General features: G+C 56.6%; 17 protein-coding genes. 7 read left to right on the top strand and 10 right to left on the bottom strand.

The genetic code is table 11. The annotated features are described in order from the left end of the window. The first annotated feature begins 13 nt into the window (after positions 1–13). The gene (locus ACYUME_RS04355; RefSeq protein ID WP_279882844.1) at positions 14–1,192 is read left to right on the top strand and encodes an acetyl-CoA C-acetyltransferase; all 1,179 of its coding nucleotides are present in this window, start codon (positions 14–16) and stop codon (positions 1,190–1,192) included. 375 nt (positions 1,193–1,567) lie between these two features. Continuing rightward, entirely contained in the window at positions 1,568–2,455 is an 888-nt protein-coding gene (locus tag ACYUME_RS04350) for a hypothetical protein (protein ID WP_279882842.1), read from the top strand. A gap of 41 nt (positions 2,456–2,496) precedes the next feature. On the opposite strand, the gene ACYUME_RS04345 is transcribed toward ACYUME_RS04350, so the two are convergent. Both ACYUME_RS04345 and ACYUME_RS04340 read right to left on the bottom strand, forming a co-directional pair. Further along, a complete protein-coding gene (locus tag ACYUME_RS04345) occupies positions 2,497–3,039 on the bottom strand; it encodes a nucleotidyltransferase family protein (protein WP_460418150.1) in 543 nt (180 codons plus the stop codon). 1 nt (position 3,040) lies between these two features. Next, the gene (locus tag ACYUME_RS04340; RefSeq protein ID WP_460418149.1) at positions 3,041–3,748 is read right to left on the bottom strand and encodes an SDR family NAD(P)-dependent oxidoreductase; all 708 of its coding nucleotides are present in this window, start codon (positions 3,746–3,748) and stop codon (positions 3,041–3,043) included. A gap of 76 nt (positions 3,749–3,824) precedes the next feature. Here ACYUME_RS04340 and ACYUME_RS04335 point away from each other — a divergent pair, with 76 nt between their 5' ends. Continuing rightward, entirely contained in the window at positions 3,825–4,778 is a 954-nt protein-coding gene (locus tag ACYUME_RS04335) for a bile acid:sodium symporter (protein WP_460418148.1), read from the top strand. Positions 4,779–4,825: 47 nt separating this feature from the next. On the opposite strand, the gene ACYUME_RS04330 is transcribed toward ACYUME_RS04335, so the two are convergent. Both ACYUME_RS04330 and metE read right to left on the bottom strand, forming a co-directional pair. Then, positions 4,826–5,344, bottom strand: a complete 519-nt coding sequence (locus ACYUME_RS04330; RefSeq protein ID WP_279882834.1) for a histidine phosphatase family protein — start codon at positions 5,342–5,344, stop codon at positions 4,826–4,828. A 206-nt stretch (positions 5,345–5,550) separates the two neighbouring features. Then, positions 5,551–7,854, bottom strand: coding sequence for a 5-methyltetrahydropteroyltriglutamate--homocysteine S-methyltransferase (metE, locus tag ACYUME_RS04325; RefSeq protein WP_460418147.1), 2,304 nt, complete (start codon positions 7,852–7,854; stop codon positions 5,551–5,553). 400 nt (positions 7,855–8,254) lie between these two features. Here metE and ACYUME_RS04320 point away from each other — a divergent pair, with 400 nt between their 5' ends. Then, the gene (locus ACYUME_RS04320) at positions 8,255–9,742 is read left to right on the top strand and encodes a methylenetetrahydrofolate reductase C-terminal domain-containing protein (protein WP_460418146.1); all 1,488 of its coding nucleotides are present in this window, start codon (positions 8,255–8,257) and stop codon (positions 9,740–9,742) included. Between the two features lie 62 nt (positions 9,743–9,804). On the opposite strand, the gene ACYUME_RS04315 is transcribed toward ACYUME_RS04320, so the two are convergent. Further along, on the bottom strand, positions 9,805–10,311 hold the full coding sequence (locus ACYUME_RS04315) for a hypothetical protein (protein WP_460418145.1): 507 nt from the start codon (positions 10,309–10,311) through the stop codon (positions 9,805–9,807). A 634-nt stretch (positions 10,312–10,945) separates the two neighbouring features. Between ACYUME_RS04315 and ACYUME_RS04310 the strand changes: the two genes are divergently transcribed. Further along, positions 10,946–11,542, top strand: coding sequence for a transglycosylase SLT domain-containing protein (locus ACYUME_RS04310; protein ID WP_279881770.1), 597 nt, complete (start codon positions 10,946–10,948; stop codon positions 11,540–11,542). A gap of 224 nt (positions 11,543–11,766) precedes the next feature. On the opposite strand, the gene ACYUME_RS04305 is transcribed toward ACYUME_RS04310, so the two are convergent. Continuing rightward, entirely contained in the window at positions 11,767–11,997 is a 231-nt protein-coding gene (locus tag ACYUME_RS04305; protein ID WP_460418144.1) for a hypothetical protein, read from the bottom strand. Positions 11,998–12,856: 859 nt separating this feature from the next. On the opposite strand from ACYUME_RS04305, the gene ACYUME_RS04300 reads away from it, so the two are divergent. Beyond that, the gene (locus tag ACYUME_RS04300; RefSeq protein ID WP_460418143.1) at positions 12,857–15,304 is read left to right on the top strand and encodes a DUF4062 domain-containing protein; all 2,448 of its coding nucleotides are present in this window, start codon (positions 12,857–12,859) and stop codon (positions 15,302–15,304) included. On the opposite strand, the gene ACYUME_RS04295 is transcribed toward ACYUME_RS04300, so the two are convergent. The 4 genes from ACYUME_RS04295 to ACYUME_RS04280 all read right to left on the bottom strand — a co-directional run bounded on the left by ACYUME_RS04295 (position 15,294) and on the right by ACYUME_RS04280 (position 20,482). Continuing rightward, positions 15,294–15,515, bottom strand: a complete 222-nt coding sequence (locus ACYUME_RS04295; protein ID WP_460418142.1) for a hypothetical protein — start codon at positions 15,513–15,515, stop codon at positions 15,294–15,296. The two genes, ACYUME_RS04300 and ACYUME_RS04295, sit on opposite strands and share 11 nt — an antisense overlap. Positions 15,516–16,458: 943 nt before the next feature. Continuing rightward, positions 16,459–18,894 carry a TonB-dependent siderophore receptor gene (locus tag ACYUME_RS04290; protein WP_460418141.1) on the bottom strand — a complete coding sequence of 812 codons (2,436 nt, stop codon included), beginning with the start codon at positions 18,892–18,894 and terminating at the stop codon, positions 16,459–16,461. Positions 18,895–18,983: 89 nt separating this feature from the next. Then, positions 18,984–19,949 (bottom strand): FecR domain-containing protein, encoded by a 966-nt coding sequence (locus tag ACYUME_RS04285; RefSeq protein ID WP_460418140.1) that lies wholly within the window; start codon positions 19,947–19,949, stop codon positions 18,984–18,986. Beyond that, positions 19,946–20,482, bottom strand: coding sequence for a sigma-70 family RNA polymerase sigma factor (locus ACYUME_RS04280; RefSeq protein WP_460418139.1), 537 nt, complete (start codon positions 20,480–20,482; stop codon positions 19,946–19,948). Before ACYUME_RS04280 ends, ACYUME_RS04285 begins: the two co-directional genes overlap by 4 nt. A gap of 1,211 nt (positions 20,483–21,693) precedes the next feature. Here ACYUME_RS04280 and ACYUME_RS04275 point away from each other — a divergent pair. Then, positions 21,694–25,593, top strand: coding sequence for a lipase family protein (locus ACYUME_RS04275; protein WP_460418138.1), 3,900 nt, complete (start codon positions 21,694–21,696; stop codon positions 25,591–25,593). The last annotated feature ends 127 nt before the right edge of the window (positions 25,594–25,720 follow it).

Below are 25,720 nucleotides of genomic sequence, written 5' to 3'. Positions count from 1 at the left end.
CCGGAGAACAACAATGAACGAAGTCGTCATCGTCGCCGCCACCCGCACTGCCATCGGCAGTTTCCAGGGGGCACTGGCCAACGTGTCCGCCGTCGAGCTGGGCGCCGCCGTGATTCGCCAGCTGCTGGCCCAGACCCAGCTCGATCCGGCCCAGGTCGACGAAGTGATCCTCGGCCAGGTGCTCACCGCCGGCGCCGGTCAGAATCCCGCCCGCCAGGCCGCCGTCAAGGCCGGCCTGCCCTTCGAGGTCCCGGCCCTGACCCTGAACAAAGTCTGCGGCTCGGGCCTCAAGGCCCTGCACCTGGGTGCCCAGGCCATCCGCTGCGGCGACGCCGAGGTGGTCATCGCCGGCGGCCAGGAAAGCATGAGCCTGGCGCCCTACGTGATGCCCTCGGCCCGTACCGGCCAGCGCATGGGCCACGGCCAGTTGATCGACAGCATGATCAGCGACGGCCTGTGGGACGCGTTCAACGACTACCACATGGGCATCACTGCCGAGAACCTGGTCGAAAAATACGGCCTGACCCGCGAGCAGCAGGACGCCTTCGCCGCCGAATCCCAGCGCAAGGCCGTGGCCGCCATCGAGGCCGGGCGCTTCAAGGATGAGATCACGCCGATCCACATCCCACAGAAGAAAGGCGAGCCGCTGGTGTTCGACACCGACGAGCAGCCACGCCCCGGCACCACCGCCGAATCCCTGGGCAAGCTGCGTGCCGCGTTCAAGAAGGACGGCAGTGTCACCGCCGGCAACGCCTCCAGCCTCAACGACGGCGCCGCCGCGGTGCTGCTGATGAGCGCCAGCAAGGCCAAGGCCCTCGGTCTGCCGGTGCTGGCGAAGATTGCCGCCTACGCCAGTGCCGGCGTCGACCCGGCGATCATGGGCATCGGCCCGGTGTCGGCGACCCAGCGCTGCCTGGACAAGGCTGGCTGGCAGCTCGGCGAACTGGACCTGATCGAAGCCAACGAAGCCTTCGCCGCCCAGGCCCTGGCGGTGGGCAAGCAGCTGGAGTGGGATGCGTCCAAGGTCAACGTCAACGGCGGCGCGATCGCCCTGGGCCACCCCATCGGCGCCTCCGGTTGCCGGGTGCTGGTGACCCTGCTGCACGAGATGATCAAGCGCGATGCCAGGAAGGGCCTGGCGACCCTGTGCATCGGTGGCGGCCAGGGTGTGGCGCTGGCCATCGAGCGCTGATCCACGCCCCGACCAACCCGCTCCCGCCACGGCGACACCGAAACCTGTGGGAGCGGGTTCACCCGCGAAGCGTCCGGCAGCGACCGCCTGACCTCTCCGAAGCATTAGTTGCAATTTACTTAAAAAATCCAACGAATATGTTTACCAATAAAACATATTCAAATGAATATTCATCATCCATAAATATCTGCATTTCACGATAAGCCAATCTTTATTTAATTCGATTGGCTCCATGTACTCCACTACTTTCCTACAGTGTTAGAAATGACACTTTGACACTTTCAAACTCCCCTCTAGCCTGAGTCAGGCGCCCAATGAACTGCTTAAGTTCCAGCGCACCAGACCCTATTAATAAATCTGCTAAAGGGATTTGCCATGAACGCTCCAGGAGCCGCCCCGTCCGAGAAAGAAGTTGCTCATGCCTGGCTGGAAGGAAAGGCCCGCGTGAAGTCGACGACACCACACGGCAACATCTTCGCCCACGACTACAATCATCACCACCAGCTCACCGCGACAGGTCGCTCCATGCGCAGCGGCGCCGACGCCATCAACCCGTTCTTCAGCCCCGCGGCCGGCTCGGCGACCGACAGCTATGCCAACGATGCCAACAAGAACGTCAGCCCAGGCAAAGCGCCGGTCAGCATCTACGAGGGCCTGCAGACCGCCATCGACATCGCCCGCCGGCGCTCCGAATACAACCCACTGGACCAACCCACCGACCAGAAGCCCAAGGCCAAGGGTGACCGCGAACACTTCATCGCCTTCACCCAGCAGATCGCCGAGATCCCCTTCCTGTCGCTGCTCGCCGCCCAGGTAACGCAGATCCAGCAGAAAAGCCATGACGCCAATGCGCTGATCGATTCGTTCGTCAAAGGCTTCATCGGCCTGGCGGCCAAGGACGTCGAACAGATCAAGAAATCCCTGAGCAGCCTGGTGAACGCGGCGCTGTCCTATTCCGAACAGACCGAGCGCCAGTCCAACTTCAACCAGAACATCCTGCAGACCGGCATCGCCGGCTCGGTGAATTTCATGCTGTATGCCAGCGAATTCACCATCAAGGCCACCAGCAAGAAAGGCACCATTACCTTCCAGTCGTCCTACACCTTGTCCCAGGCGGTCTACCAGTTGTCGGTGGAAAGCTGGGAGAACGTCAGGGACGTGTTCGCCAAACAGCAGAAGACCGATACCCAGCAATGGCTCGGTGACACCACCACGCCTGTGAAACCAGGCTCGACATTGCGAGCGATCTGCCTGGTCAGTTGAGAGCGCGAACCAGGCCCGGCAGGTTCGCCTGCCGGGCTTGTTCAACCGAGCGAACGCAACGTCGGCCAGCGCTGCATCCAACCCTTGTCCCGAGCCCGGGCGGCCATCACCTCGGCCTTGCCCGGCGTGGAACGCAGCCGCAGGCCGAACAGATCGTCCAGCCCCAACGGCGCCAGCACCTCGCACCGGTCGTCCGCCGTGCGCCGCACCGCCACCGCCGTGGCCGTCTCCGGCCAATAGCGCATGGCATCCTCGGTCGAGGCGTACGGCGCCTGGCCATTGCGCAGATGCATGCGCGCCTGGTTCTTGACCGACCACGGCACCTGTGGCGCACAGCCCTGCAACCGTGCCTCCAGGCGCCGGTCTTCTGCCGGATCGGTGCGCGAGCGATCGAACCACAGTACATCCACATCCCCGCCCAGGGCCGTCGTCGCCCGACCATGCAGGTGGTCCCACACGGCATTGCGCACGAAGCCTGCGCCAACCCAGCCATCCGCCAGCGCCAGCTCCCGCACGCAGGCCAGCAACCGCCAGCGCAGCGGATCGTTGTGGATAATCGCTCGGACCTGTTGCTCGAAGGTCATCTCAGAAACGCTCGTCGCGCAGCGCGGGCAAGGTGATGTCGCGCACGTAGCTGGCCGACGACAGGCTCAGCATCATCCGACACACCTGCACCACATCGTGCAGCGGAATCAGCGTCCCTTCGCCCCGCTGCTCGGCCTGCGCCAGCGGCACGTCCAGCCCATCCTCGGTGTTCAGGTAGCCAAGGTTCAGGCAGCTCACGCCCAAGCCCTGCTCGCGAAACCCTTCGCGCAAGGTTTCGGCGATCCCGCGCAGGCCGAACTTGCTCGCGCCGAAGGTGACTTCCGGGCGACCACTGCCCGCCAGGCCCGAGGTGGAGCCGGTAAGGATGATCCGTGGCCGGTCGCTCTGCAGCAGCAGCGGCAGCAGGCGCTTGATCAGCAGCAGCGGCGCGGTGAGGTTGGTGGCGACCATGCGCTCGATCTGCCCGTCGTCGTCGTCGAGGAAGCGGTAGCCGTCCTCGAAGGCCCGTTCCTCCCAGATCCCGACGTTGTACACCAGCACATCCAGCCCGCCCTCGGCCACGGCCTCATGGATGACCGCCGCGGCCTGGCGCGCCTGGCCGAGGTCGGCCTCGATCCAGCGCACCGCGCTCGGCAACGACGCCGGCCGGGTACGCGACACGCCGATCAGCGTGTCGCCCGCGTTACCCAGGCCCTCGACCAGTGCCTTACCCAATCCCTTGCTCGCACCCACCACTAGAATTCGCATCGAATCACTCCCTATGGATTGCGCCAGATAGTACCCTGCCCGACCCAGTAATTCAGTCAGAAATGCCAGGACGCCCGTGGACAGAGAGCAGCTCGAACGCAACCAGACCCCCCTGTACTTCATCGCCGTGGCGCTCGCCGCCGCCGTCGGTCTGTTGGCGCCGGGCGTGGTCCAGCCACTGGAGATGCTGGTGACCCCGGCCATCGCCGTGCTGATGTATGCGATGTTCCTGCAGATCCCCTTCCTCGACCTGCGCGCCGGCCTGGGCAACCGACGCTTCATGGCCGCGCTGCTGCTGGCCAATTTCGTGCTGGTGCCGCTGCTGGTATGGATCGGCACCCGTGGGCTGGTCGATCATCCGGCGGTGCTGGTCGGCGCGCTGCTGGTGCTGCTGACCCCGTGCATCGACTATGTGGTGGTGTTCACCCATATCGGCAAGGGCGACTCGCGCCTGACCCTGGCCGCCACGCCGGTACTCCTGCTGGTGCAACTGGCGCTGTTGCCGCTGTACCTGGCATTGATGCTTGGTGGCGGCCAGGTCGAGATTTCCATCGCGCCCTTCGTCGAGGCCTTCGTGCTGCTGATCGTGCTGCCGCTGTTGCTGGCGGTCGCCACCAGCGCGGGAGCACGGCGCTCGACGCTGGTCGCCAAATGGAACGACGCCTGGGCCTGGCTGCCAGTGCCGGCCATGGCCCTGGTGCTGATCGCGGTGATCGGCTCGCAGATCGGCGTGGTGGCCAGCCGGCTGGACGACCTGTTGCCGGTGGTGCCGGTGTATGTCGGTTTTGCCCTGTTGGCACCGCTGCTGGGGATGATCGCTGCGCGGCTGTTCCGGTTGTCCACAGGCGAAGCCCGAGCGGTGACGTTTAGTGCCGCCACGCGCAATTCGCTGGTGGTGCTGCCGTTGGCGTTGGCGCTGCCGGAGTCGATCCGCGCGTTGGCGGCGGCGGCGGTGATCACCCAGACGTTGGTGGAGTTGGTGAGCGAGCTGCTCTATGTCCGTGCAGTACCGGCGTTGGTTCGGCGTTAGACCTGGGCCTTGCAAGGGCTGCGGCGAACACCTCGAAAGGCATACCGTCAGCCCAGCTGCAACCGCCACAGGCCACTATGGCTGAACCGCACCCGCGCCAGCGGTGGCACATCGATGCGCTCAAAGGCCTGCAGTGGCGCACCCAGCGCATGCAACATCGCCGCACGGATAACGAAAGGATGGGTGATGGCGACCCACTCGCCCTCGCTCAGGGCACTGTCCATCCAACCGGCGACACGCTGACACAGGCCGGCGATCGACTCACCACCGTGGGGCGCGGCCTGCGGATCGGCCAACCAAGCCTGGAGGTCTGCGTCATCCAGTTGCTTGAGCGGCAAGCCTTTCCAGCGCCCCAGGTCGCAGTCGCGCAAGCCGTCATCGACCACCGCCCCCAGCCCCTCGGCGGTCTGGCGGGTGCGCAGCTCAGGTGCCGTGAGGTAGCGGGCCGAACGCTCAGGCGCCAGCAACGGCGGATCACGCAGCGGTTCGTCGTCCAGGGCGAAGCGCCCCACCCTTTGCGCCTCGGTGCGGGCGTGGCAGATCAGGGTGAGGTGAATGGGTTTCATGGCGATGGCGGGGCTTTGGCTGGAGTGTCCGGGCACTCTAGCCGAAGTGCGCGAAACATGCGCGAGCCCTCTCGCGGGACAAGCCCGCTCCCACGCCGATCTCACAGGCAAGTAGACTACCCCCAGTAAGTTGGACACCTATCCAACCCTTGGTAGCAGTCCACAATCGTGGGAGCGGGCTTGCCCCGCGAGAGGGCCCTTCAGGATCAGACGCTCGCACGCAGCTCGCGGGCAGCAGCGACCATATTCACCAACGCCGCCTCGGTCTCCGGCCAGGCGCGGGTCTTCAACCCGCAATCCGGGTTGACCCACAACCGCTCGGCCGGAATACGCCGAGCCGCCTTGCGCAGCAGCGTGACCATCTCGTCCTTGTCCGGCACCCGCGGCGAGTGGATGTCGTACACCCCCGGGCCGATCTCGTTCGGGTAGTCGAAGCGCTCGAACGCCTCCAGCAATTCCATGTCCGAACGCGAAGTCTCGATGGTGATCACATCGGCATCCATCGCCGCGATCGACTCGATCACATCGTTGAACTCGCTGTAGCACATGTGGGTGTGGATCTGGGTTGCGTCACCCACGCCCGAGGCGCACAGGCGAAACGCCTCGGTGGCCCATTCCAGGTAGTGCGGCCAGGCACTGCGGCGCAGCGGCAAGCCTTCACGGAAGGCCGCCTCGTCGATCTGCACGATCTTGATGCCCGCCGCTTCCAGGTCGACCACCTCGTCGCGGATCGCCAGCGCCAGCTGGCGGGCCTGCACTTCGCGGGTCACGTCCTCGCGCGGGAACGACCACATCAGCATGGTCACCGGCCCCGTCAGCATGCCTTTCATGACCTTGCGGGTCAGGCCCTGGGCATACTCGATCCACGCCACGGTCATCGCCTTCGGGCGGCTCAGGTCGCCGAAAATCACCGCCGGCTTCACGCAGCGCGAACCATAGCTCTGCACCCAGCCGAAACGGGTGAACGCATAGCCGTCCAACTGCTCGGCGAAGTACTCGACCATGTCGTTGCGCTCGGCCTCGCCATGCACCAGCACGTCCAGGCCCAGGTTTTCCTGGATCTGCACCGCGTGGCGGATCTCGCTGTGCATGGCCTCGACGTAGTCCGCCTCCGTCAACCTGCCCTGCTTGAACGCCTGACGCGCCAGGCGAATCGCCGAGGTCTGCGGGAACGAACCGATGGTGGTGGTCGGGAACGCCGGCAGGTTCAGCCTGGCGCGCTGCTTGGCGATGCGCTGCTCGAAGGCCGAGACGCGCTGGCTGTCGGCGGGCTTGATCGCCGCCACGCGAGCTTGCACCGCCGGTTTGTGAATGCGCGGCGAGGTGGCGCGGCCGTGCTGCACGGCGCGGCTCTGCGCCAGGGCTTCGACCACATCGACCGCTTCGGGCTGGTTGAGCGCCTTGGCCAGCAGCGCCACTTCCTGGCACTTCTGCACGGCGAAGGCCAGCCAGCTTTTCAGTTGGTCATCGAGCTGGTCTTCGCGCGCCAGGTCCACCGGGCTGTGCAGCAGCGAGCACGACGGCGCGACCCACAGGCGGTCACCCAGGCGTTCGTGGGCATGGCGCAGCACCTCCAGCGCCTTCTCCAGATCGCAGCGCCAGACGTTGCGACCGTTGACCACGCCCAACGACAGCACTTTGTAGGCCGGCAGGCGATCGAGGATGGTCGGGTACTGCTCCGGCGCACGTACCAGGTCGATGTGCAAACCATCGACCGGCAGGTTGGCGGCCAGCCCCAGGTTGTCTTCCAGGCCGCCGAAATAGGTGGCGACCAGCTTTTTCAGCGGCGCGCGCTGGAGGATGTTGTAGACCCGCTCGTAGGCGTTCTTCCAGTCCTGCGGCAGGTCCAGGGCGAGGATCGGCTCGTCGATCTGCACCCACTCCACCCCTTGCACGGCCAGGCGATTGAAAATGTGGTCATACAGCGGCAGCAGGCGGTCGAGCAGTTCCAGCTTGTCGAAGTCGGCGCCCTTGGTCTTGCCCAGCCACAGGTAGGTCAGCGGGCCGATCACCACCGGCTTGACCGCGTGGCCGAGGGCCTTGGCTTCTTCGACTTCCTCGAACAACTGCTCCCAGCTCAGGGCGAACTGCTGGTCGGCGGTGAATTCGGGGACCAGGTAGTGATAGTTGGTGTCGAACCACTTGGTCATTTCCTGGGCGTGGGCGCCGCCGCAGCAGCTATCGCTGCGGTCCGTCGCCACGGCGCCCCGGGCCATGGCGAACAGGGTCTGCAGGGTCGGCTTGGCACCGTCCTCGGCACGGAAGCGCTCGGGGATCACGCCGAAGGTCAGCGAATGGGTGAGTACCTGGTCGTACCAGGCGAAGTCGCCCACCGGCAGCAGCTCGATACCGGCAGCCTTCTGCGCCTGCCAGTGCGCGGCGCGCAGGCCACGGCCCACGGCACGCAGGCCGGCTTCGTCCAGCTCGCCCTTCCAGAAGGCCTCCTGGGCTTTCTTCAACTCGCGATCGCGGCCGATACGCGGAAAGCCCAGGTTGTGTGCCAGCGCCATGTTGTCGTCCCTCGAACCTTGAAGTGAATGAGGGCATTCTGGGCGCGGGGCAAAAGTGAGGCAAACTCATTAAATTTGAGATGAAATCAAGATTTGTTCATGATGAATGATCGAAATGATGAACCCTGCAGGAGCGGCCTTGCCGAGGCGTCGGACCGGTCGGAAAGGGCTGCGAAGCAGCCCCAGGATTTCAGTGTTGATGCACAGATTGCCGGGGCCGCTTTGCGGCCCTTTCCGACCAGTCCGACGCCTCGGCAAGGCCGCTCCTACAGGGATCTGCGTCGCCTGACAGAACCTTGTGAATGTCTCAACCAGCACAGTACTCCGCGCAATCAGACATGCCCCACCCGCCAATCTGCCGCACACTGCCACCCTGCCCCAACCCGGTAGCCCGCACCCCATGAGCCTGCTGAAAACGACCCTGGACGCCCACGCCTTCGCCTGCATCCTGGAATTCGTCCCCAAGCCCGGCGCCGAGCGTTTCGCCACCCTCGAAACCCTCATGGCCCGCACCCAGCTGTGTGGCTGGCCATTGACCGTGGCCATCGGCGACCGCGTCGGCAGCGCCCTGGACATGTCACCGCTGGACGCCTTCACCAGCCTGCGACACCCCGTCCCCGCCCTGCTGCACTTCTCCGGCAAGGACCGTGAACGCCGCGACCTGCTCGCCCAACTGCAGCGCATGGACGGCGCCGGCCTCGACCAATTGCTGCTGCTCACCGGCGACCGCCTGCCCGGCCACAACCCCGGCGAACGCCCGGTGCGCTACCTGGAGTCGGTCGCCGCCCTGCAGCTCGTGCGCCAGGCCCGGCCACACTGGCTGCTGGCCGCCGCGCTCAACCCGTTCAAGTACCAGGAAGCCGAGGGCGGCGCGCAGTACTGCAAGGCCGAAAAGAAACTCGCCGCCGGCGCCGACCTGTTCATCCTGCAACTGGGGTTCGATATCCAGAAGCACCAGGAAGCCTTCGACTGGATGCAGCGCCAGCCCTGCCCCAAGCCGCTGATGGCGTGCATCATGGCGCTGACCGAAGGCCGCGCCGGCATGCTCGATCACGTCGCCGGGGTGACCGTCACGCCGTCGATGCGCACACTGCTGGCGGCCGAGGCGGCGGTATCCAAGGCCTACGCCAAGGAACGCGCCAACCAGCGCCTGGCCTTGCAGGTGATCGGCCTGAAATTGATGGGCTATGCCGGCGTGCACCTGTCCGGCATTCACGAAGTCGCGCAGTTCGAAGCATTGGAACAGGCGATTGAAGCGCTGCAACCGCAGTTCACCTCACTGGAGGACTGGGCCCCGGCCTGGGAGGCGGCCTGGCGGGAACCGGGTCTGACCCCGGTCACCTTCCACCCACCCGGGCACGCCTGGCGGCTCGGGCAACGGCAAATCACTGCATCCAACAAGCAAAAAGCCCGCTATCACCTGCTTTCGGCGATGCACCATCAGCTGTTCAGCCGCACCACGGCCTTGAGCAAGGCCTTCGGCTGGGCCGTGACCCGGCCGCTGTGGGCCAACCCCACCGCGGCGCAGTGGCTGCATCGGGTGGAGCGGCGTATCAAGCGCCCGATGGTCGGCTGCGATACCTGCGGCAGCTGCCGGCTGGAAGACACGCTCTACATCTGCCCCGAGACCTGCCCCAAAGGCTTGGCGAACGGCCCCTGCGGCGGGACCCGCCTGGACCGTTGCGAGTTTGGCGATCGGGAGTGCGTGCACAGTGCCAAGTATCGGTTGGCGGTGAGCGTGGACAGGACCGATGTGCTGCGCGAGCGGTTGATTCCCTGCGTGCAGGTTGAGAACCGGCATCGCAGTTCGTGGCCGGTGTGGTTCGATATCGGCACTCCAAGCGCCCGTTCCGTGCAGCCAGAAGCAACGCCGGAGTACAACGAGTAGCGGGCAACAACACCAAGCCCACCACGGCATCCTGGCATCAGGGCGCCGTGGTGCGCGATCAATCAGCCGACCTGAACGATAGGACCCGGCGCGGGAGTCTTCGAGTCCGCTGGCGAGTAAGTAAGTGAAATCACCTTGACGCTATTGGTGAACACTTCCGTCGCGCGCCCGCTCGATACCGTGGCGTTCCACCGAACGCTGGTGTAGGCGGGAGACAGCGGTTTGCACACCGCCTGTTGGCCGGCAGCGACCTTCGGGCATTCAAAGGTCATTTCCTGCTGGCCGTCGTAAGTACTGGCGTCCCACCAGCGCACGTTGGCGATCACGTTGCTCGACGCATCCTTCACATCATTGAGGTTGATCGAGAACGTCGCCCCGGTAATATCGAAGGGCGTACCGTTATGCAGTATCGGCGCCGTGGTAAAGGACTCCTGGCGATTCTGGTTGATCTGCAAGGCGGCAGGCAGCTCCAACGTGATCTGGATCATGTTGTCATTGAAAATACTGAAAGGCTTCGGTGGCTGCTGATCTCTATTTTCCACCTTGTTCTTGAGCGCGGTTGATGACATTTTAATTTCCTTATTCCCTATGTCGTATAGATCGAAATTCCAAAAAGAATTTCTCCTGTTTGCGCCACCCTACCGTGAGCGCGCGTCTAGCAGTCTTGTTTGGCCCTCATGGGCTGTCAAACATCACAACCCTACAAATGGCTATTGATCCGATGCACCTTATTGCGAAGGCGAAATGAAATAATCGACAAGCTTCGGCAAGCCACTGAATATTATAATATTAGCCACTTCCCCCAGACTGCGTATCTGGCAGCCTGTTTTTGTCATTACCCTTGCATGACTAATTAAATAGTGGACTTACCTCATCCAACTAATACCTCCTCACTTAATTGTTAGGCATTGTACGAAAAGTACTGTCGTCCATCGTTGTGGGAGCGGGCTTGCCCCGCGATCTGCCGCAACGCGGCAGCAAAGCCTGAGTTCGTGGCATCTTAAGAAAAAAGGAAAAAAGGGGAAAAAAGGGACAAAAAAGGGGACGGATTTATTTTCAGCAGAGCCCGGTTGAGGCAAATACCTATGCCCTACGGATGCGGGATCTCCCGCGCACGACCCGCCGCGGATTCATATGCATCGCCAAAGAATGTATAAAGCGCCAGCGACCTGCGATCCCGACGTCCGCAAAAGGAACCCCTTCATGCTTCGGCTCTTGATGCCGGCCCTGCTCCTGGCGCTTGCCGGCTGTGCCACCAAGCCCCCGGCCAATCCCGACAACCTCTGCGAGATCTTTCGCGAGAAACCGAAATGGCACGAGGCGGCGTTGAAGATGCAGGCGCGCTGGGGCGCGCCGGTACAAGTGCCGATGGCGATGATGTACCAGGAGTCCTCGTTCAAGCACGACGCCCTGCCGCCGCGCTATTACTTTCTCGGCTTCATCCCTTGGGGCCGGGTCAGCACCGCCTACGGCTACGCCCAGGCCAAGGACGAGACCTGGGCCGACTACAAGCGCGAAGCCGGCGGCTGGGGCGCCAGCCGCGACGACTTCGCCGACGCCCTCGACTTCATGGGCTGGTACATGCAGAAAAGCCAGCGGGTCAATGGCGTGTCCAAGTGGGACGCCTATGGCCAGTACCTGAATTACCACGAAGGCTGGGGCGGCTACCGCAACCGCAGCTACGACGCCAAGCCGTGGCTGAAGAACGTTTCGCAGAAGGTCCAGGCCCGGGCTTCGGTGTTCGGTGCGCAGTATCGCAGTTGCGAGCAGGAACTCGCCCGGGGTGGGTGGTTCTGGTAGGGCCTGACGCAGGTGTGATTTGAGAATGTTGGCCTGTAGGCTAACGCCGGTCCGTAAGCGCTTCATCGCCACTACCGAGGCTGCTTTGCAGCCCTTCGCAGGCAAGTCGCACCACCGCACCGCCGCTCCATCAGGACTGCGCAAAGTCTGAAGCTAACGCCGTACCTGTAGGAGCGGCCTTGTGTCGCGAAAGGGCCGCAAAGCGGCCCCAACATCCCCCAGCATCAATCCCCAGAAACACTCTCCTCCTTCATCGCCTCCAGCTTGCCAAACTGCTCGCTGGCCAATCGGCTGATGATCCGGATCGCCTGGTGAATACCCGCCGTGTTGCGAAAGCTCAGGTGCGGGTTGTGTTCGCACTCCAGCACCTCGTCATGCTGCACCAGCGCCTCGCCGAGCAGTTCGAGGGTCCAGACGTAGCTTTGGATGGAAGACAGGCGTTCATGGTCAGACATGGGGCACCTTCCGGTTGGTGTGGGTGGCGAGGGAGTGGCTGTCGATCGGGTGGAAGGTTGGGGATGGGGTAGCCGCGGGGGTTGGGCGGCGGAGAGCGGATGCGAGGATCCTGTACAGACGTGTGATGGTCATGCATGAGACTCCAAGTTAGGTTGGAACCACCACGCACTGTCGCCAAACAATGGGTGGCAGCTGTACGCAGGTTGGCGAACCGGGAACTTGGAACCCGGCAGACCCGAAGGTCTCCCGCGCACAGCCGCCATGGCACGAGGCTGCGGACGCAAAAAAAGCGCCTGCAATCGTGTGGGGCGCTGCTGCGCCAAGTTTATCCGGGTCGCCAAACCCGGTCGCGGAATTTGCCGCGACTGGTAGGGAATTTATTCCTTGGGGGTTTCTAGTGCAAGGTTCTTGGGGCTAGGAAATGGCGATGGAAAACGTAGGAAATGGATTGCGCGGAGGGGCTGGTTGGCGTTGGCCGACCGGAACGAAAGGAACCGGCACACCGGAGGTTCCCACGTACAGCTGCCATGGTGAAAACGCACTAGATTGCGCTCTGAGTAGGGGGTTGGCAGCTGTACGCAGATTGGCGAACCGAGGAAAAGATAAACCGGCAGACCAGATGGTCTTCTGCGTACAGCAGTCATGTCACAGCAGATGCGTACAGGTTAGCTACATCTCTTGATTAATGGGAATAAATAAATCGGTCCCCATTTTCCGCGTTTTTTCGTCCCCATTTTTCCGGAGTCGTGTACTGCGACAAGACGACCTCTACTCCGTCGACCCCTCTTCGCAGGCTTGAGATTAGTCGAAGAAAGCAGAATACTAAATGCCCAAACCAGATGGACATGAGGGCGAGTTGTGGCGGCAAATAGGAAAGTCATTAGCTTTTTCTTGGCCTCTCCGGGCGATTTAGCTGTCGAGCGAAAAATAGCAAAACAGGTCGCTGACGAGCTGAACTCAATGCTTTCGTTAAAATTCAATGTGCACATTGAGCTTGTGGGCTGGGAAGACACCGTTTCCAGTGCCGGAAGGCCTCAAGAAATAATCAATCGCGATTTAGAACGTTGTGACGTATTTATCGGAATTTTATGGAAACGCTGGGGTTCAGCCCCGGACAACGAAAGCAAGTACGAGTCAGGATTTGAAGAAGAATTCACAATTGCAACCACTAGCCATAAGCAGGCACGAAAACCTCTCATAAGCCTATTCTTCAAAAAAGTAGATTCCCCTGCTTTAAGCGATCCTGGCGAACAACTTCAGAAAGTCATCAGATTCAAGAAAAAAATTATAGAAGAAAAAACCTTATTATTTCAAGAATTTGAAACCAAGGAAGATTTTGAAACTGCAATTCGAAAGTGCATGTCCAGCTACGCATTAGAACACGTCGACTTAAGTGAGTCAAAACCACAAGAAACACATACCCCAGACGCTAACTCTGCACCTATCAATAACGACCAAGACAACGACGCATACGCCTTCAGTCCAATACAAGGGAAAAGTGCAAACTTCATTAATTCAATTTTGCACCGGACTGGTGACGCGGAGGAAAGAGCAAGACTAGAGCCATTTGAAGTTGCTAGACTTAGATTAATTTCCAGCTCGCTCGGGGATGGACAAAATGACACAATATATCTAGGCGCTCATGACGCCAACCTAATATACAGAAATAAAGATAGCTGCTCTCTCGACGGACTTGAACTACTAAAACTATTGCAGTCCGGCGCAAAAAACATACCTCAGGAAAATATTCCATTTTGGTATTGGCTACAACACAGAAACAACAATCACTACAACCTAGCGTTTCTAACGCTAACGATATCTGAAAGCAATTACGCCATAGTCAACTCAATATTGGACCTAATGACACTCACAGGAACAGATATCCACCAAGATGAACTTTTCAGTAGGCGCGACTACATCCAGAACTGGCTTTCAGAAAAGAAGAATTTCACTATTAGAAATGCCGCCCTTCGCTATTTGATTGACAAGGGCGATGAAAGCGACCTAGCTGACATTCAGAATGAAATAGACAAAAACAGCTCTCAGACAATCACACTAGCGTGCGAGGCATACATTGCCATCAGGCTAAGAAGCGGTGTCAGCGCAGGAATGAATGCAGTTATTGATCTACAGCCTTCAGTAATTAGCACTGAGGTAATAGACACATTATTCAAACAGCCAGGACATATTACGACAGAAGATTTATATAAAGCCATTGAAAACCGCAACAAAATAGTCCGAGAAAGAGCCATTCAAGTCTTGACTTCAAGAGATCTTCTGAGCCCAGAGCTCACTCAGACTATCCAGCAGGATCCAGAGCCTAGTATAAGGGCACTAGCGATCCCTGCCTTGCTGAAAAAGGGCGCAATCCTCAGCGAGGAGGAAGCTAAAGCTATAGTTATGAAAGACTCTTCAAAACCCACCACTGATGAAAACGCCATATGGCCTTTGTATCAGTCGGAAATATTGGCTGCAATGGATAGCTCTGAGCTAGAAAGAAAGGCTAGCAAGCTTTTACCAATAGTTTCCGATGCATACTTCGAGCTTTCTCGCCGACATATAGAAGCAAGACGCGCCGAGTTAACCAATAACCTTACAGATAATTACCAGAGCTTCTATAGCAATCATTTAAATTTATGGGCCGAATCAACAAACTCAACCCCAGAATCCGTACACGAACAATTTGAAGCGCTTAAGGATTACATAATAAACAAGTTAATCCGAAAAACCATAACAATATTAGTTGAAAAAAAATCAAAAAAAGATCTACCCATCATCAGGCAATCCCTAGCCAACCAGTTAATAAGACCTATCGAGGCAGACTTGAAATATATGCAGCTACATGGTGAGTGGCAAGACATCCCGTTAATCATAGACATCACTAAAAGATTTTCTTCATCAGAAGCAAATTCCTTGCTTGGAAGTTCCAACATTTCAAAAAGCGTATGCACCCTGGCAGTAAAGACATTACTAAAAATCGGAAAAGATAGGATCGCAGATATACTTTCCCTAGAATGCCCTAGCGTGCTCAAGCGAAACATTATTTCTTCTATAAGCGACAAGGAATTCATCGCCATCGGTGAAGATGTTATTTTGGAATTCCTTAACAACGACGATGCAGAAATCCGAAAGCACTGTGCGCTCAAGTGCGCAAAGACATATCCAAAAAAAAGGCTAACATCACTTCTTGATAGATACAGCAAATCTGAACAAGAATTTTACAACGTAATACACTGGATCGACTTTGGAACATACGCCTCAAAAGAACAGATAAAAAATGCTTGCAAAAAAATCTTTATAGCTTAAACCAATAGAAAACCTTTAATGTAGACGGAAAAAGAAAGTGAAAGAAAGTGGGGACAGATTTATTTTTAAAACCAGCCCAGCGGGAAAAGAATTTAATAAATAAATCCGTCCCCATTTTTTTCACCTCGTCATGCTGGACCAGGGCCTCGCCGAGCAGTTCGAGGGTCCAGACGTAGCTTTGGATGGAGGACAGGCGTTCATGGTCAGACATGGGGTGCCTCCCGGTGGGTGCGGGTGGCGAGGGACTGACTGTCGATCGGGTGGAAGGTTGGAGATGGGGTGGCCACAGGGGTTGAGCGGCGGAGAGCGGATGCGAGGATCCTCAGTATCTTGGTGGTCATGCATGAGTTCCTTTCGTTGTGGAACTGCCACCGCTCGCGGCCAAGCAAGTTTAGGTGGCAGCAGTACGCGGGTTGGCCGACCGGGACGAAAGGGGCCCGGCACACCCGAAGGTGTCCCGCGCACCACCGCCATGACGCGACATCGCGGGCACAAAAAAAGCGCCTTTCGATTCCGACCGGCCAAGGTCGCGTCGCCGATGCTTCGGCGACGGAAGGAATTTATGCCTTGGGGGCTGCTAATGCAAGCTTAGGAGTGCTGGGAAAAGGCGATGGATGCTGCGGGAAACAGCCTACACCGCTGGGGCACATGGAAAAGGGAAAAAGAGGGAAAAAGGGGGCGGATTTATTTTCTCGCGCTTCAGAGAAAAAAGTAGTCTATTCGCTGCTCGACTTTCTTCAATCTCAGCCCGGCCAAGCTTCGCACGCTGCAAATGAAGTAGCCATAACGGAAAAACCCGCCATAAGGCTGGTTTTACGGGGGTTCCAGGGATTTTGGGAGCCTTCGCTGGAACCTGAACTGGTGCGGAGACAGACGGACGGTTGTTGGCCGTGAGGGCCCGGTTTTCGCGGGTCTGGAATTGGATGGATTTCTTGGATGTACCTCATAGGCTATCCATAAATAAATCAGCTAGTTATGGCATTCCGTGGAATCGAATCGGGATTTTTGTACTCCAGTAAGTGCGACGCCCCCGCTTCGGTGCGCCTTCAGCCGCGAACACCGGCAACGCCGGTGCCATCCACCGAGGTGAATGCTTCGCGGGTGAACCCGCTCCCACAAAGCGCCGCCAATGAGTTTGCCGGCGCATTAGCCAGTTAGAACCTTGCCCGCAGCGCCAGGTTGAAATTGCGCGGCTCGCCATAGAAGTTCCAGTAGTTGGGGTTGCCCAAGGTCTGGTAATACTTCTTGTTGAACACGTTATCCAGGTTGTACTGCACTTCGAGGTTCTTGTTGATCTCGTAGATCGCATGCAGGTTGGTCAGGTGGTAGGCGTCCTGCTGGATCTTGTAGTCTTCGCCGACTTCGGTCTGGGTCATCTTGCTTTGCGCATAGAAGCTGCCACCCACACGCAGCTGATTGAGCGCGCCGGGCAGGCGGTAGTCGGTCGCAACCTTGAACAGGTGGCGGGGCGAGGCGCCGTTGAAGTCTTCGCCTTTCTGCTCACCACCGATGTACTTGGACTGGGTATAGGTGTACCCCGCCGATACGTTCCAGTCCGGCAGCACCTCACCGGTCAGCTCCAGCTCGATGCCTTTGTTGCGCACCTTGTCGGATGCACGGTAGCAGGCAAAGGTCTGCGCACAGGTCACCCGTTCGGCACGGCCTGACTGGTCGGCCTGGAACAACGCCATGGAGGTTTGCAGGCGCTTGTCCAGGAACTCACCCTTCAAACCGATTTCGTAGTTGGTGCCGGTCATCGGCAGGAGCGTGTTGCCATCAGGGTCCTGCGAACTCTGCGGCTTGAAGATTTCGGTGTAGCTGGCGTAGGCCGACCAGTTTTCGTTCAGGTCCTGCACCAGGCCGGCATAGGGGGTGACTTCGCCACTCTTGGAGAAGTGCTTATGGTCTTTGGGCTCACGCACGCCATTGGTGTCGTCCAGCGCATCGTGGCTGTACCAACTCCAGCGGCTGCCGAGGATGAGCGTGGTGCTGTCGGTAAGGCTGAACCGGCTGGCCGCATACACGCCCTTCTGCTCCTGGGTGCGGTTGTATTGCCACTGGTTGACGTTGAGGGCGGTCGGGCTCGGCGGGGCGAACGCGGCCAGGTTGTTCATGTCGACGATGTAGCGGTATGTGGCATCGCGCCCGCCGTGATAGTCGAAGTCGTCCTTGTTCCAGTTACCGCCAACAATCAGCTCATGCTGGCGGCCCAGCAGCTGGAACGGGCCGGTGAAGTAGCCGTCGATGCTGGTCTGGGTGTCATCGAAGTGAAAATGGCGCGGGTTGAGGGTGAACAGGTCGGTGCCACCCCCGGGAAAGGTGTAGTTACCCAGAAAATCCGACTTGGCCCACATCTGGTTCACCGCCACCACACCCTTCCAGCCGTTGGCGAAGGTGTGCTGGATATCGGCAAACACGGTGGTATTGCGCTTGTCCAGGTGGTTCCAGTCGCCGGTCAGCGAGGTAGAACGCGAAATCGGGTAGAACGCGCCGCTCTCCTGGCTGGGCAGGCCCGACCAGTCATAGCCCGAGTTGCGGTCCTTCTGGTAGGTGAAACCGAAGGTGGCCAGGGTCGACTCATCCAGGTCGGCTTCGAGAATGCCGTAGAACAGCTGGTTTTCCTTCTGGGCAGTGTCCAGGTAGCTGTTGGCATTGTTGTAGGTAATGACCGAACGGCCGCGCAGGGTGCCTGCTTCGTTCAGCGGTGCAGACAGGTCGACCATGGTCTTGTAATCGTCCCACGAGCCGACCGACGTCTCGATCAACGCCTGGCGCTCGGCCGTGGGCCGCTTGCGAATCAGGTTGATGGACGCCGACGGGTTACCCGCGCCTTCCATCAGCCCGGTGGCGCCACGCACCACTTCCACACGGTCGTAGATGTCGGTGTTGGGCTTGGAGATGGTGTCCATCGAATACGGGTTGCCGATGTTGGTCGGCACGCCATCAATCTGCAGGTTTTCGACTGTCTGCCCGCGGGCCTGATACAGCGAGCGCTCGCCGCCGTTCTTGATGATGGTGACGCCAGTGGCATTGCGCATCACGTCATCGAGGTTTTTCATGTTCTGGTCATCCATGCGTTGGCGGGTGACCACGGTGACCGACTGCGGCGTTTCGCGCAGGCTCATGGGTAGCTTTGTGGCGGTGGACGAACGGCCCGTGGCGTAAGCCCCGGTGCCCTCTGTCACATCGCCCAGGCCCTGACCGGAGATGGTGGTGCTGCCCAGGGTCACTACACCCGCTGGGTCGTCGGCCTGACGCACCAACTGGAATTCCCGCTCGCCGGTGCGCACCGCTTGCACACCGCTTCCTGCCAGTATCTGCGCCAGCGCCTGCTCCACACTGGTAGCGTGCACCGCCTGGCTCTGCTTGTTGGCGGTGAGCGTGGCATCACCGCCAATCAGCAACCCGGCCTGGCTGGCCAGCAGGTTCAGTTGCCGCGCCAGCGGCCCGGCCGGAATGTCATACACCACCCCTTGTGCGGCTGCGCCGTTGCTGTCGGCCTGGGCGGCAGCAGTGTGGCAGCCAAGGACAAGGAAGATGGCCAGCGCCAGCGGGTGACGGCGCGAGGAAGCAGAGTCGCGAAGCAGCATGAAAGGGTCCTTGCGGAAGTAGGATAAAGTAGCGTCATCCCACCAAGCGCATGAGCACCTCAAAACCAGAAAAAGAAATTTGTTTTATTTCAGATCGCCTCGACGGAGACCCACCAAGGCAAGGTGCGCACTACCCGAATGGGCAATGCACGCTCAAGCATTGCCAGGGTTCGGTCCGTGTCCAGCAACGGGAAGGTACCTACCGCGCGCAAGCTGTTCAGCGAAGGGTCGATGCCCAGGTGGCCATGGCGGTAGTCGCGCAGAACGTCGATCACCCGGTCCAACGGCATGTCTTCTGCAACCAGCACTCCACGGCTCCAGTCCTGGCGCAAGGCTTGTGCAGCCGAGGGCGTGCTGGCCTGCTGCGCATCGAACACCAGCATTTGCCCGGCGCCCAGTGTGGTTTGCAAACCACTGTTGGAACAGGTTGCCTGCACGCTGCCCTCGAACACGCTCAAGGTCGTTTGCAAGCCCTGATCCCGCACGCTGAAGCGCGTGCCAAGCGGTTGCATGCGGCCTGCCCGCGTCACCACGGCCAGAGGCCGCGGGTCCTTGCCGGTTTCAATCAGGATTTCACCGTGATACAGGCGCAGCTGCCGCACCCCCTCATCAAACTGCACATCCAGCGCCGTTTCGCCGTTCAGCCACAGCTGGCTGCCATCGGCCAAGGTGAGCGGCCGCACCTCGCCCAAGCCGGTGCGGTAGGTGGCAAACCAGGCCCGTGGCGAGTCCACCCAACCCCGCTGCCAGCCGCCCCACCCCAACAGCCCTGCTGCACCTGCCACGCAGAGGCTGCCAAGCACGGCACGGCGCGATTGCTGGCCTCGGCGGACGCTGTCGAACACCTGCCGCGCCTGCTCTGTTTGGCCGTCGAGGGTACCGAAACGCTGGTTGATGTTTTCTACATAGGACCAGGCCAGGCGGTGGCGCGCATCTTCGTTCAGCCAGGCACGCCATTGCGCGTTGGCAGCAGGGTCATGCTGCGCTGCGTACAGCCGCGCAAACCATCCGGCAGCCGCTTGCAACACGGCATGGTCCAGTTGTGCCCTGCTCATGTCAGCGCATCATCCAGCTGCACTTCCAGCAGCAAGCACTGGTACATCGCCTGGGCCAGGTATGTGTTCACGCTACGCTCGCTCACGCCCAGTTGCTCGGCGATTTCGCGTTGTTTCATGCCCTGCAGCTGCGCCATGAAAAACGCCTCGGCCACCCGCTTGGGCATGCGTTCGAACATCGCCTGCAATTGCCCCAGCGTTTCGAGGATGACGGCCTGATGCTCCAGCGATGGCACCAGATGCTCTGGCTGGGCTGCCAGCACTTCCAGGTAGGCCTGCTCCACCCGCCGCCGCCGCCAGAAATCCACACAGGCATTGCGCGACATGCGCCCCAAGTACGCACGGGCATGCTCGTGGTCATTGAAGGCGCGGGGTTTGGTCAGCAACCGCACGAACACATCCTGCGCCAGCTCCGCTGCATCATGGGCATTACCGAGCTTGTGCTGTAGCCACTGGCGGATCCAGCCGTGGTGGGCACGGTAGAGTGCCTCCAGTTCGAAACCTGGGGCTGGAGCAGTGGGAGGGGCATTCATGGGGGGACGCCATTATGCTAATAGGAATTATTAGCAATGGTAGCTTGGATGAATGGCCGTGGGCAATTGGGGCGAAGGGCTGCGGTCCGGGTGTTTGCCTTGCATTTTTCAGGAGGGTTCACCGGCCAGGCCAGCGTCATACACCGCGTCGTGTTCTTCGCGGGCAAGCTTCGCCCGTTGCAAATGAAGTAGCCATAACGAAAAAACCCGCCAGAAGGCGGGCTTTACGGGGGTTCCAGAGATGTTGGTAGCCTTCGCTGGAACCTGAACTGGTGCGGAGACAGGAGCCACATCAAGATTTAAGCTAATGATTTTTAAGATAACTTATTGAGTATTTTACCTTTTCTACCTCTAAACACACCTCAACCTTACCCCCAACTACAAGCATGAAATCATATATCATTAGCTGTAAAAACAATCTTATATCAAAACCATTACTACCATATAAATATGGTGACCACACACCCAAACTCGCTTTACCACCATCAAACCATTAGCACATATAAAGGAATAGCTTTTCACACACTAGCCAAATTCAGCAATCTATTCCATTCAACGGATTAACCCAATAACAGGCCAAGCTCTTACAGCGACTAACATCGAAAAAAGAGCGACCAATTATATTACTTGGGTCGGCGAATACTTGGCATGTGAACACAGAAGCCGAATCCTCTCCAGGTCATCTTCACCCCCTTACTGCAAGCAGTAACCAGACCATAACATATGTATGACGGGGTGCAATAAGCACGCATACAGAATGACGTTAAATCTAACAACACCTATAGACAGATCACGATCGACCTCGTAACATCGGCATGATGATATGCGCTCCCCTGATTTTTTATTCATCCTGTTGGGATAACGCAGTATTAGGGCGGCCTTAGGAACTGAAGTATTACGGATCAATAAAAAGCGATGGTCGCCCAAGTGACTAAAAACTCTAAACAGCAAAGGATTTGCTTTAAAAATGCGCAAAGTAACAGTAGACTATTTAAACCACACGAACAAATTGCTCACCCCCGAAAATCTTGCAATCAGATACCACTCTAGGTGTCTAGTTGCCCCCCATCAGCAAGATTACGTCGAGATCCATTACTTAGCCGACAACCCCTTGAACACAGACTTCCGGCCGAATTTATAGTTAGATCCACGAACTCACAGCACGTCAGTGCTGACCACGCCATAAAACTAAATTATTCCTGGAAATTCAAATGGCAAAGAAAATCATCTTAATTCATGGTTTGGGTGGCACCGCAGATGGAACATGGGGTAAATTCCCCGAATTCTTAGCAGACGATAAAGATGTAGAATTTGAGATCATATCCTGCGGATATGAATCTCCAGCCCTTTGGAAGTTCTGGAAACGTGCGCCTGGCATACTGAATATCGCCAATGGGATTCTCACTGATATCAGGGCCCGCTGCGACTTAGAAAACGATGAAATTATCCTAGCAGGCCATAGCCTGGGGGGAGTCATCCTAAAGAAAGTCCTCTTACTATTAAAAAATAAAGGTATTTCCCACAAAATATTTAAAGTTTGTTTTTTTGATGTACCGCATGACGGCTCCGGGTACGCAAATGCTGGTAAGTATGTAAGCTTTAGAAACATACACCTAAAGAGTTTAAGCCGTGACTCAGGGGAGTTGGACGACCTAAATGAGCAGTGGGTACACAGCGGCCTTAATAACGAGCTAGATATTTTAAGCCTAATTGCCGCAAATGACGACATCGTATCTTCTTCCAGTTCGAAAAGTATTTTTAGAGAGCATGCAATTGAAACAATTAATGACACTAATCACATCTCGATAGTCAAGCCGAAAAGCACAGAGTCCACGGCCTACATAGTATTCAAAAAATTCATATTAAAAAAAAACACAGTAGTAAAGTATAAAAATCCTGCTTCTCGGGATCTTGAAGACTGGAAAAGCATTGAAAGGAATCATGGCTACCATTACGTGAGCGATGAGGTCAGATCAAATGATCTAGCTGCTTTGATTTCTGCTATAGACTCAAAAAACTCCGTAACAAGATTAACGGGCGCCTCTGGTCTGGGTAAGACACGATTGTTGCTTGAGGCCATTGATGCATCTGGCACCATAGACAACTCATGCACACTTATATTTAATGCTCCTGGATATGATATCCCCATAAAAGAAAGCATTAGATCAATGGTTGACGATTGCACACACGGCCTTGTAATCGTCGAAAACTGCAGTGTAGACTTGCATAACCATTTAGCTAGGGAAGTCAATAAGTCAGATTGCTTCCTAAAGCTCGTCACAGTCGCTTACTCCAATGAGCAAGTAGACGACTCTATTCACATTAAAATTTCACCATTGAAAGACGAAGCTATAAAACAGGTTCTGTCTCCAATATTAATCGGAATGGATCCCAGTGATGTAGATCGGGTAGCTCGGTTTGCCCAAGGCTATCCCCTGATGGCAACACTCATTGCGGAACAGTACCAAAAAGAGGGCAGACTACTTGGCTCCATTGAGAAAAGCTCAGTAGTTAGGAAGCTGATAGAAGGGGATAGTTATATAACCGACGCAGAAAAGGATGTTTTGTCAGCGTGCTCGCTATTTGATGTATTTGGCACAGCAGACGGAACTGCAGGTGAAGAGGCCAAGTATATAGCCGAAGACATTGCCGGCTCTGACCTTAAGGTCTTTGAACGAGTGTTAACAGAATTTACTCGGCGGCAAATAATTAATCGCGCAGGAAGATATGCCAGACTTGTACCTAAGCCTCTCGCATTAACTCTTGCATCAGAGTGGTGGGAAAAAACCTCCTATCAACAGCAGAAGGAATTGATTGATAACTTACCTGATTCTCTGATGCAAAGTTTTTGTACCCAGGCTTCCTATCTTGATGCTCAACCAAGTGTTCAGAAATTTTCGGATCGCCTATTTGGAGGGCAGAGCCCTTTCGTTCAAGCGGAGGAGCTGCTTACAGAAAGGGGTTCGAAACTCTTCCGCGCATTTGTTGAAGTAAATCCAGAGTCAACGTCCGATGCCCTTTACCATATTTTGTCAAAGCGCACTCACGAACAGCTTTTGGCTATTGATGGCAGTACGCGAAGAAATTTGGTCTGGGCTCTCGAAAAGCTATGTTTTCATGCTGTGATTTTTGAAAAAGCATCTTGGTGCCTGTTGTTACTGGCATCAGCAGAGAATGAAAGTTGGGGCAACAACGCAACAGGAATTTTTTCACAATTATTCAGAGTGGACCTTTCTGGTACAGAGACTAAACCTAGTATTCGTTTCGATGTGCTGAAGCGTGCTATTGCGACCAACAATCCAAATATCGACTTAATTGTCCTAAAGAGCTTGGAACAAGCGGTAAGTACTAATGGTGGCACGCGGACAGTTGGTGCAGAATACCAAGGCACGAGGGCTCCGCTCGAAGAGTGGAGACCAACAATATGGCAGGATATCTTTGATTTCTGGCAAAAAGCTTTTGACTTAATTTTGGTCCTGATAAAACGGGGTGAACCACAGAGAGCCAGTGCACTATCTATTGTGGGCCATTCAATCAGAGGCTTTGTTTCCAATGGTCGAATTGAAATGCTGGACAAAATCATCCAAGAAATAGTTTCGATTAATGGCCGATACTGGCCAGAGGCTCTTGACAGCATAAAAAACACTTTCGAGTACGACTCAAAAAATATCAGCCCAGAAGTTATCGAAGTGCTTAACCAGTGGCTAGAACTGCTGAACCCTGCGATGGCTGAGCTACCTGAGAAGCTGAAAATATTGGTGAGCAACCCACCATGGGAACATCGAAAAGGTAGTGATGACCATTACATTGATGTGGCAGCAGAAAATGCGAAGATTCTTGCAACGAGTCTAACCGAAAATATCGGCGATCTAATTCCTCACATTAGCTTATTACTTATTGGTGAGCAAAAGCAGTCTTTCGCCCTTGGTTATCAACTGGCCTTAGACACAGATGATGTCAAGCTACTTATGAACCATGCATTATATTCCTTGACGACTATTGAACAGCCCAACCCGCAACTTGTTCGTGGTTTATACCGAGGTTTATTCGAGCGCTCGCCAGCGCTTTGGCAAGAGTACGTAGATTATTTACTCTCAAACGAAAAACTCATTCTTCACTATGCCGACTTCATTCGCACAGGCAGAATACAAGAGACACACTTATTTAATCTTCTAGGGCTAATACAGAATCAAAAGCTCCCACCGAATGATGCAAACCTATTAAGCTATGGCAGTGTCATTGACAGCATCAACCCGAAAGCAATAGCTGACTTTTGCTTAGAACTATCACAGTTAAGTGGGCAAGCAAGTTGGGCAGCACTTAATGTGATCTACATGTATTGCTTTAGCAACAAGGACAGCATCGACAAGCTGCGTGACCAGCTAAAAACCTTAGTAACATCAGTCCCACTTCACAAGGGACAACAAAAAACAGCTTCAGACCTACATCACTGGCAAGATATTTCTGAAAAACTGTTGGCAGTACGAGATGTGGAATTTGCTATTGCCCTATCGAACCAACTGATCGCAGCCTGCCAGCATGGACTAAATCATGGAGACATCTGGTCTTACACAAAGCCTCTACTACTCAAAATCATGAATAATTATGCCGAGGAGATCTGGCCATTATTTGGCGACGCAATTATTCGCTCAGAAGGAATGGAGAGATATTGGCTACAACAATTGCTAGATCGTGAGGCAGGACTAGCAAGCAAAATGCCAAGTGTGCTCTCTGTCATTCCTACCAAGACAGTTATTGAATGGTGTTTAAAGCATTTGGATATCGGCCCTATTTTTGTTGCCAGATGTATAAATATATTCGATTCTTCTGAAGGAACTCAAAAGCCGTCAGCGCTTTTTATCGCCTTACTTGAAAATTTCGGCAATGACCAAAAAGTTTCTAGCGAATTGTGTGCAAACATGGCCACTCGCGGCTGGTCAGGTTCTCTTGTACCTTACCTCGAATCAGACAAAGCGGCACTGCTTCCTTTAGCAACACACGAAAGCCACCTTGTCAGGCTCTGGATTCAAAATTATATTACGCGCGTAAATCTTCAAATAGCTGATGAGTCTAAAAGAGACGAAGAAAGTGATTTTGGTCTTTATCATTAACAATGTAAAACCATATTAATAATGTTTACCACCTAAAAGTATTATATCTACCTAAAGCTGCATCGCTAGATGGTGCAGCTTCGGCTGCATTTTCTCTATTCATGATGAATTATTACTAGTCTCTTAT

The sequence above is a fragment of the Pseudomonas sp. microsymbiont 2 genome, assembly GCF_054788395.1.
Note: the sequence above shows the minus strand (reverse complement) of the source record. Positions and strands in the feature narration are given on the sequence as shown.

Bases quoted from the DNA above. Each gene is read 5' to 3' on its own strand.
- ACYUME_RS04355 (WP_279882844.1), top strand. From the start codon at position 14: ATGAACGAAGTCGTCATCGTCGCCGCCACCCGCACTGCCATCGGCAGT.
- ACYUME_RS04350 (WP_279882842.1), top strand. From the start codon at position 1,568: ATGAACGCTCCAGGAGCCGCCCCGTCCGAGAAAGAAGTTGCTCATGCC.
- ACYUME_RS04345 (WP_460418150.1), bottom strand. From the start codon at position 3,039: ATGACCTTCGAGCAACAGGTCCGAGCGATTATCCACAACGATCCGCTG.
- ACYUME_RS04340 (WP_460418149.1), bottom strand. From the start codon at position 3,748: ATGCGAATTCTAGTGGTGGGTGCGAGCAAGGGATTGGGTAAGGCACTG.
- ACYUME_RS04330 (WP_279882834.1), bottom strand. From the start codon at position 5,344: ATGAAACCCATTCACCTCACCCTGATCTGCCACGCCCGCACCGAGGCG.
- metE (WP_460418147.1), bottom strand. From the start codon at position 7,854: ATGGCGCTGGCACACAACCTGGGCTTTCCGCGTATCGGCCGCGATCGC.
- ACYUME_RS04320 (WP_460418146.1), top strand. From the start codon at position 8,255: ATGAGCCTGCTGAAAACGACCCTGGACGCCCACGCCTTCGCCTGCATC.
- ACYUME_RS04315 (WP_460418145.1), bottom strand. From the start codon at position 10,311: ATGTCATCAACCGCGCTCAAGAACAAGGTGGAAAATAGAGATCAGCAG.
- ACYUME_RS04310 (WP_279881770.1), top strand. From the start codon at position 10,946: ATGCTTCGGCTCTTGATGCCGGCCCTGCTCCTGGCGCTTGCCGGCTGT.
- ACYUME_RS04305 (WP_460418144.1), bottom strand. From the start codon at position 11,997: ATGTCTGACCATGAACGCCTGTCTTCCATCCAAAGCTACGTCTGGACC.
- ACYUME_RS04295 (WP_460418142.1), bottom strand. From the start codon at position 15,515: ATGTCTGACCATGAACGCCTGTCCTCCATCCAAAGCTACGTCTGGACC.
- ACYUME_RS04290 (WP_460418141.1), bottom strand. From the start codon at position 18,894: ATGCTGCTTCGCGACTCTGCTTCCTCGCGCCGTCACCCGCTGGCGCTG.
- ACYUME_RS04285 (WP_460418140.1), bottom strand. From the start codon at position 19,949: ATGAGCAGGGCACAACTGGACCATGCCGTGTTGCAAGCGGCTGCCGGA.
- ACYUME_RS04280 (WP_460418139.1), bottom strand. From the start codon at position 20,482: ATGAATGCCCCTCCCACTGCTCCAGCCCCAGGTTTCGAACTGGAGGCA.
- ACYUME_RS04275 (WP_460418138.1), top strand. From the start codon at position 21,694: ATGGCAAAGAAAATCATCTTAATTCATGGTTTGGGTGGCACCGCAGAT.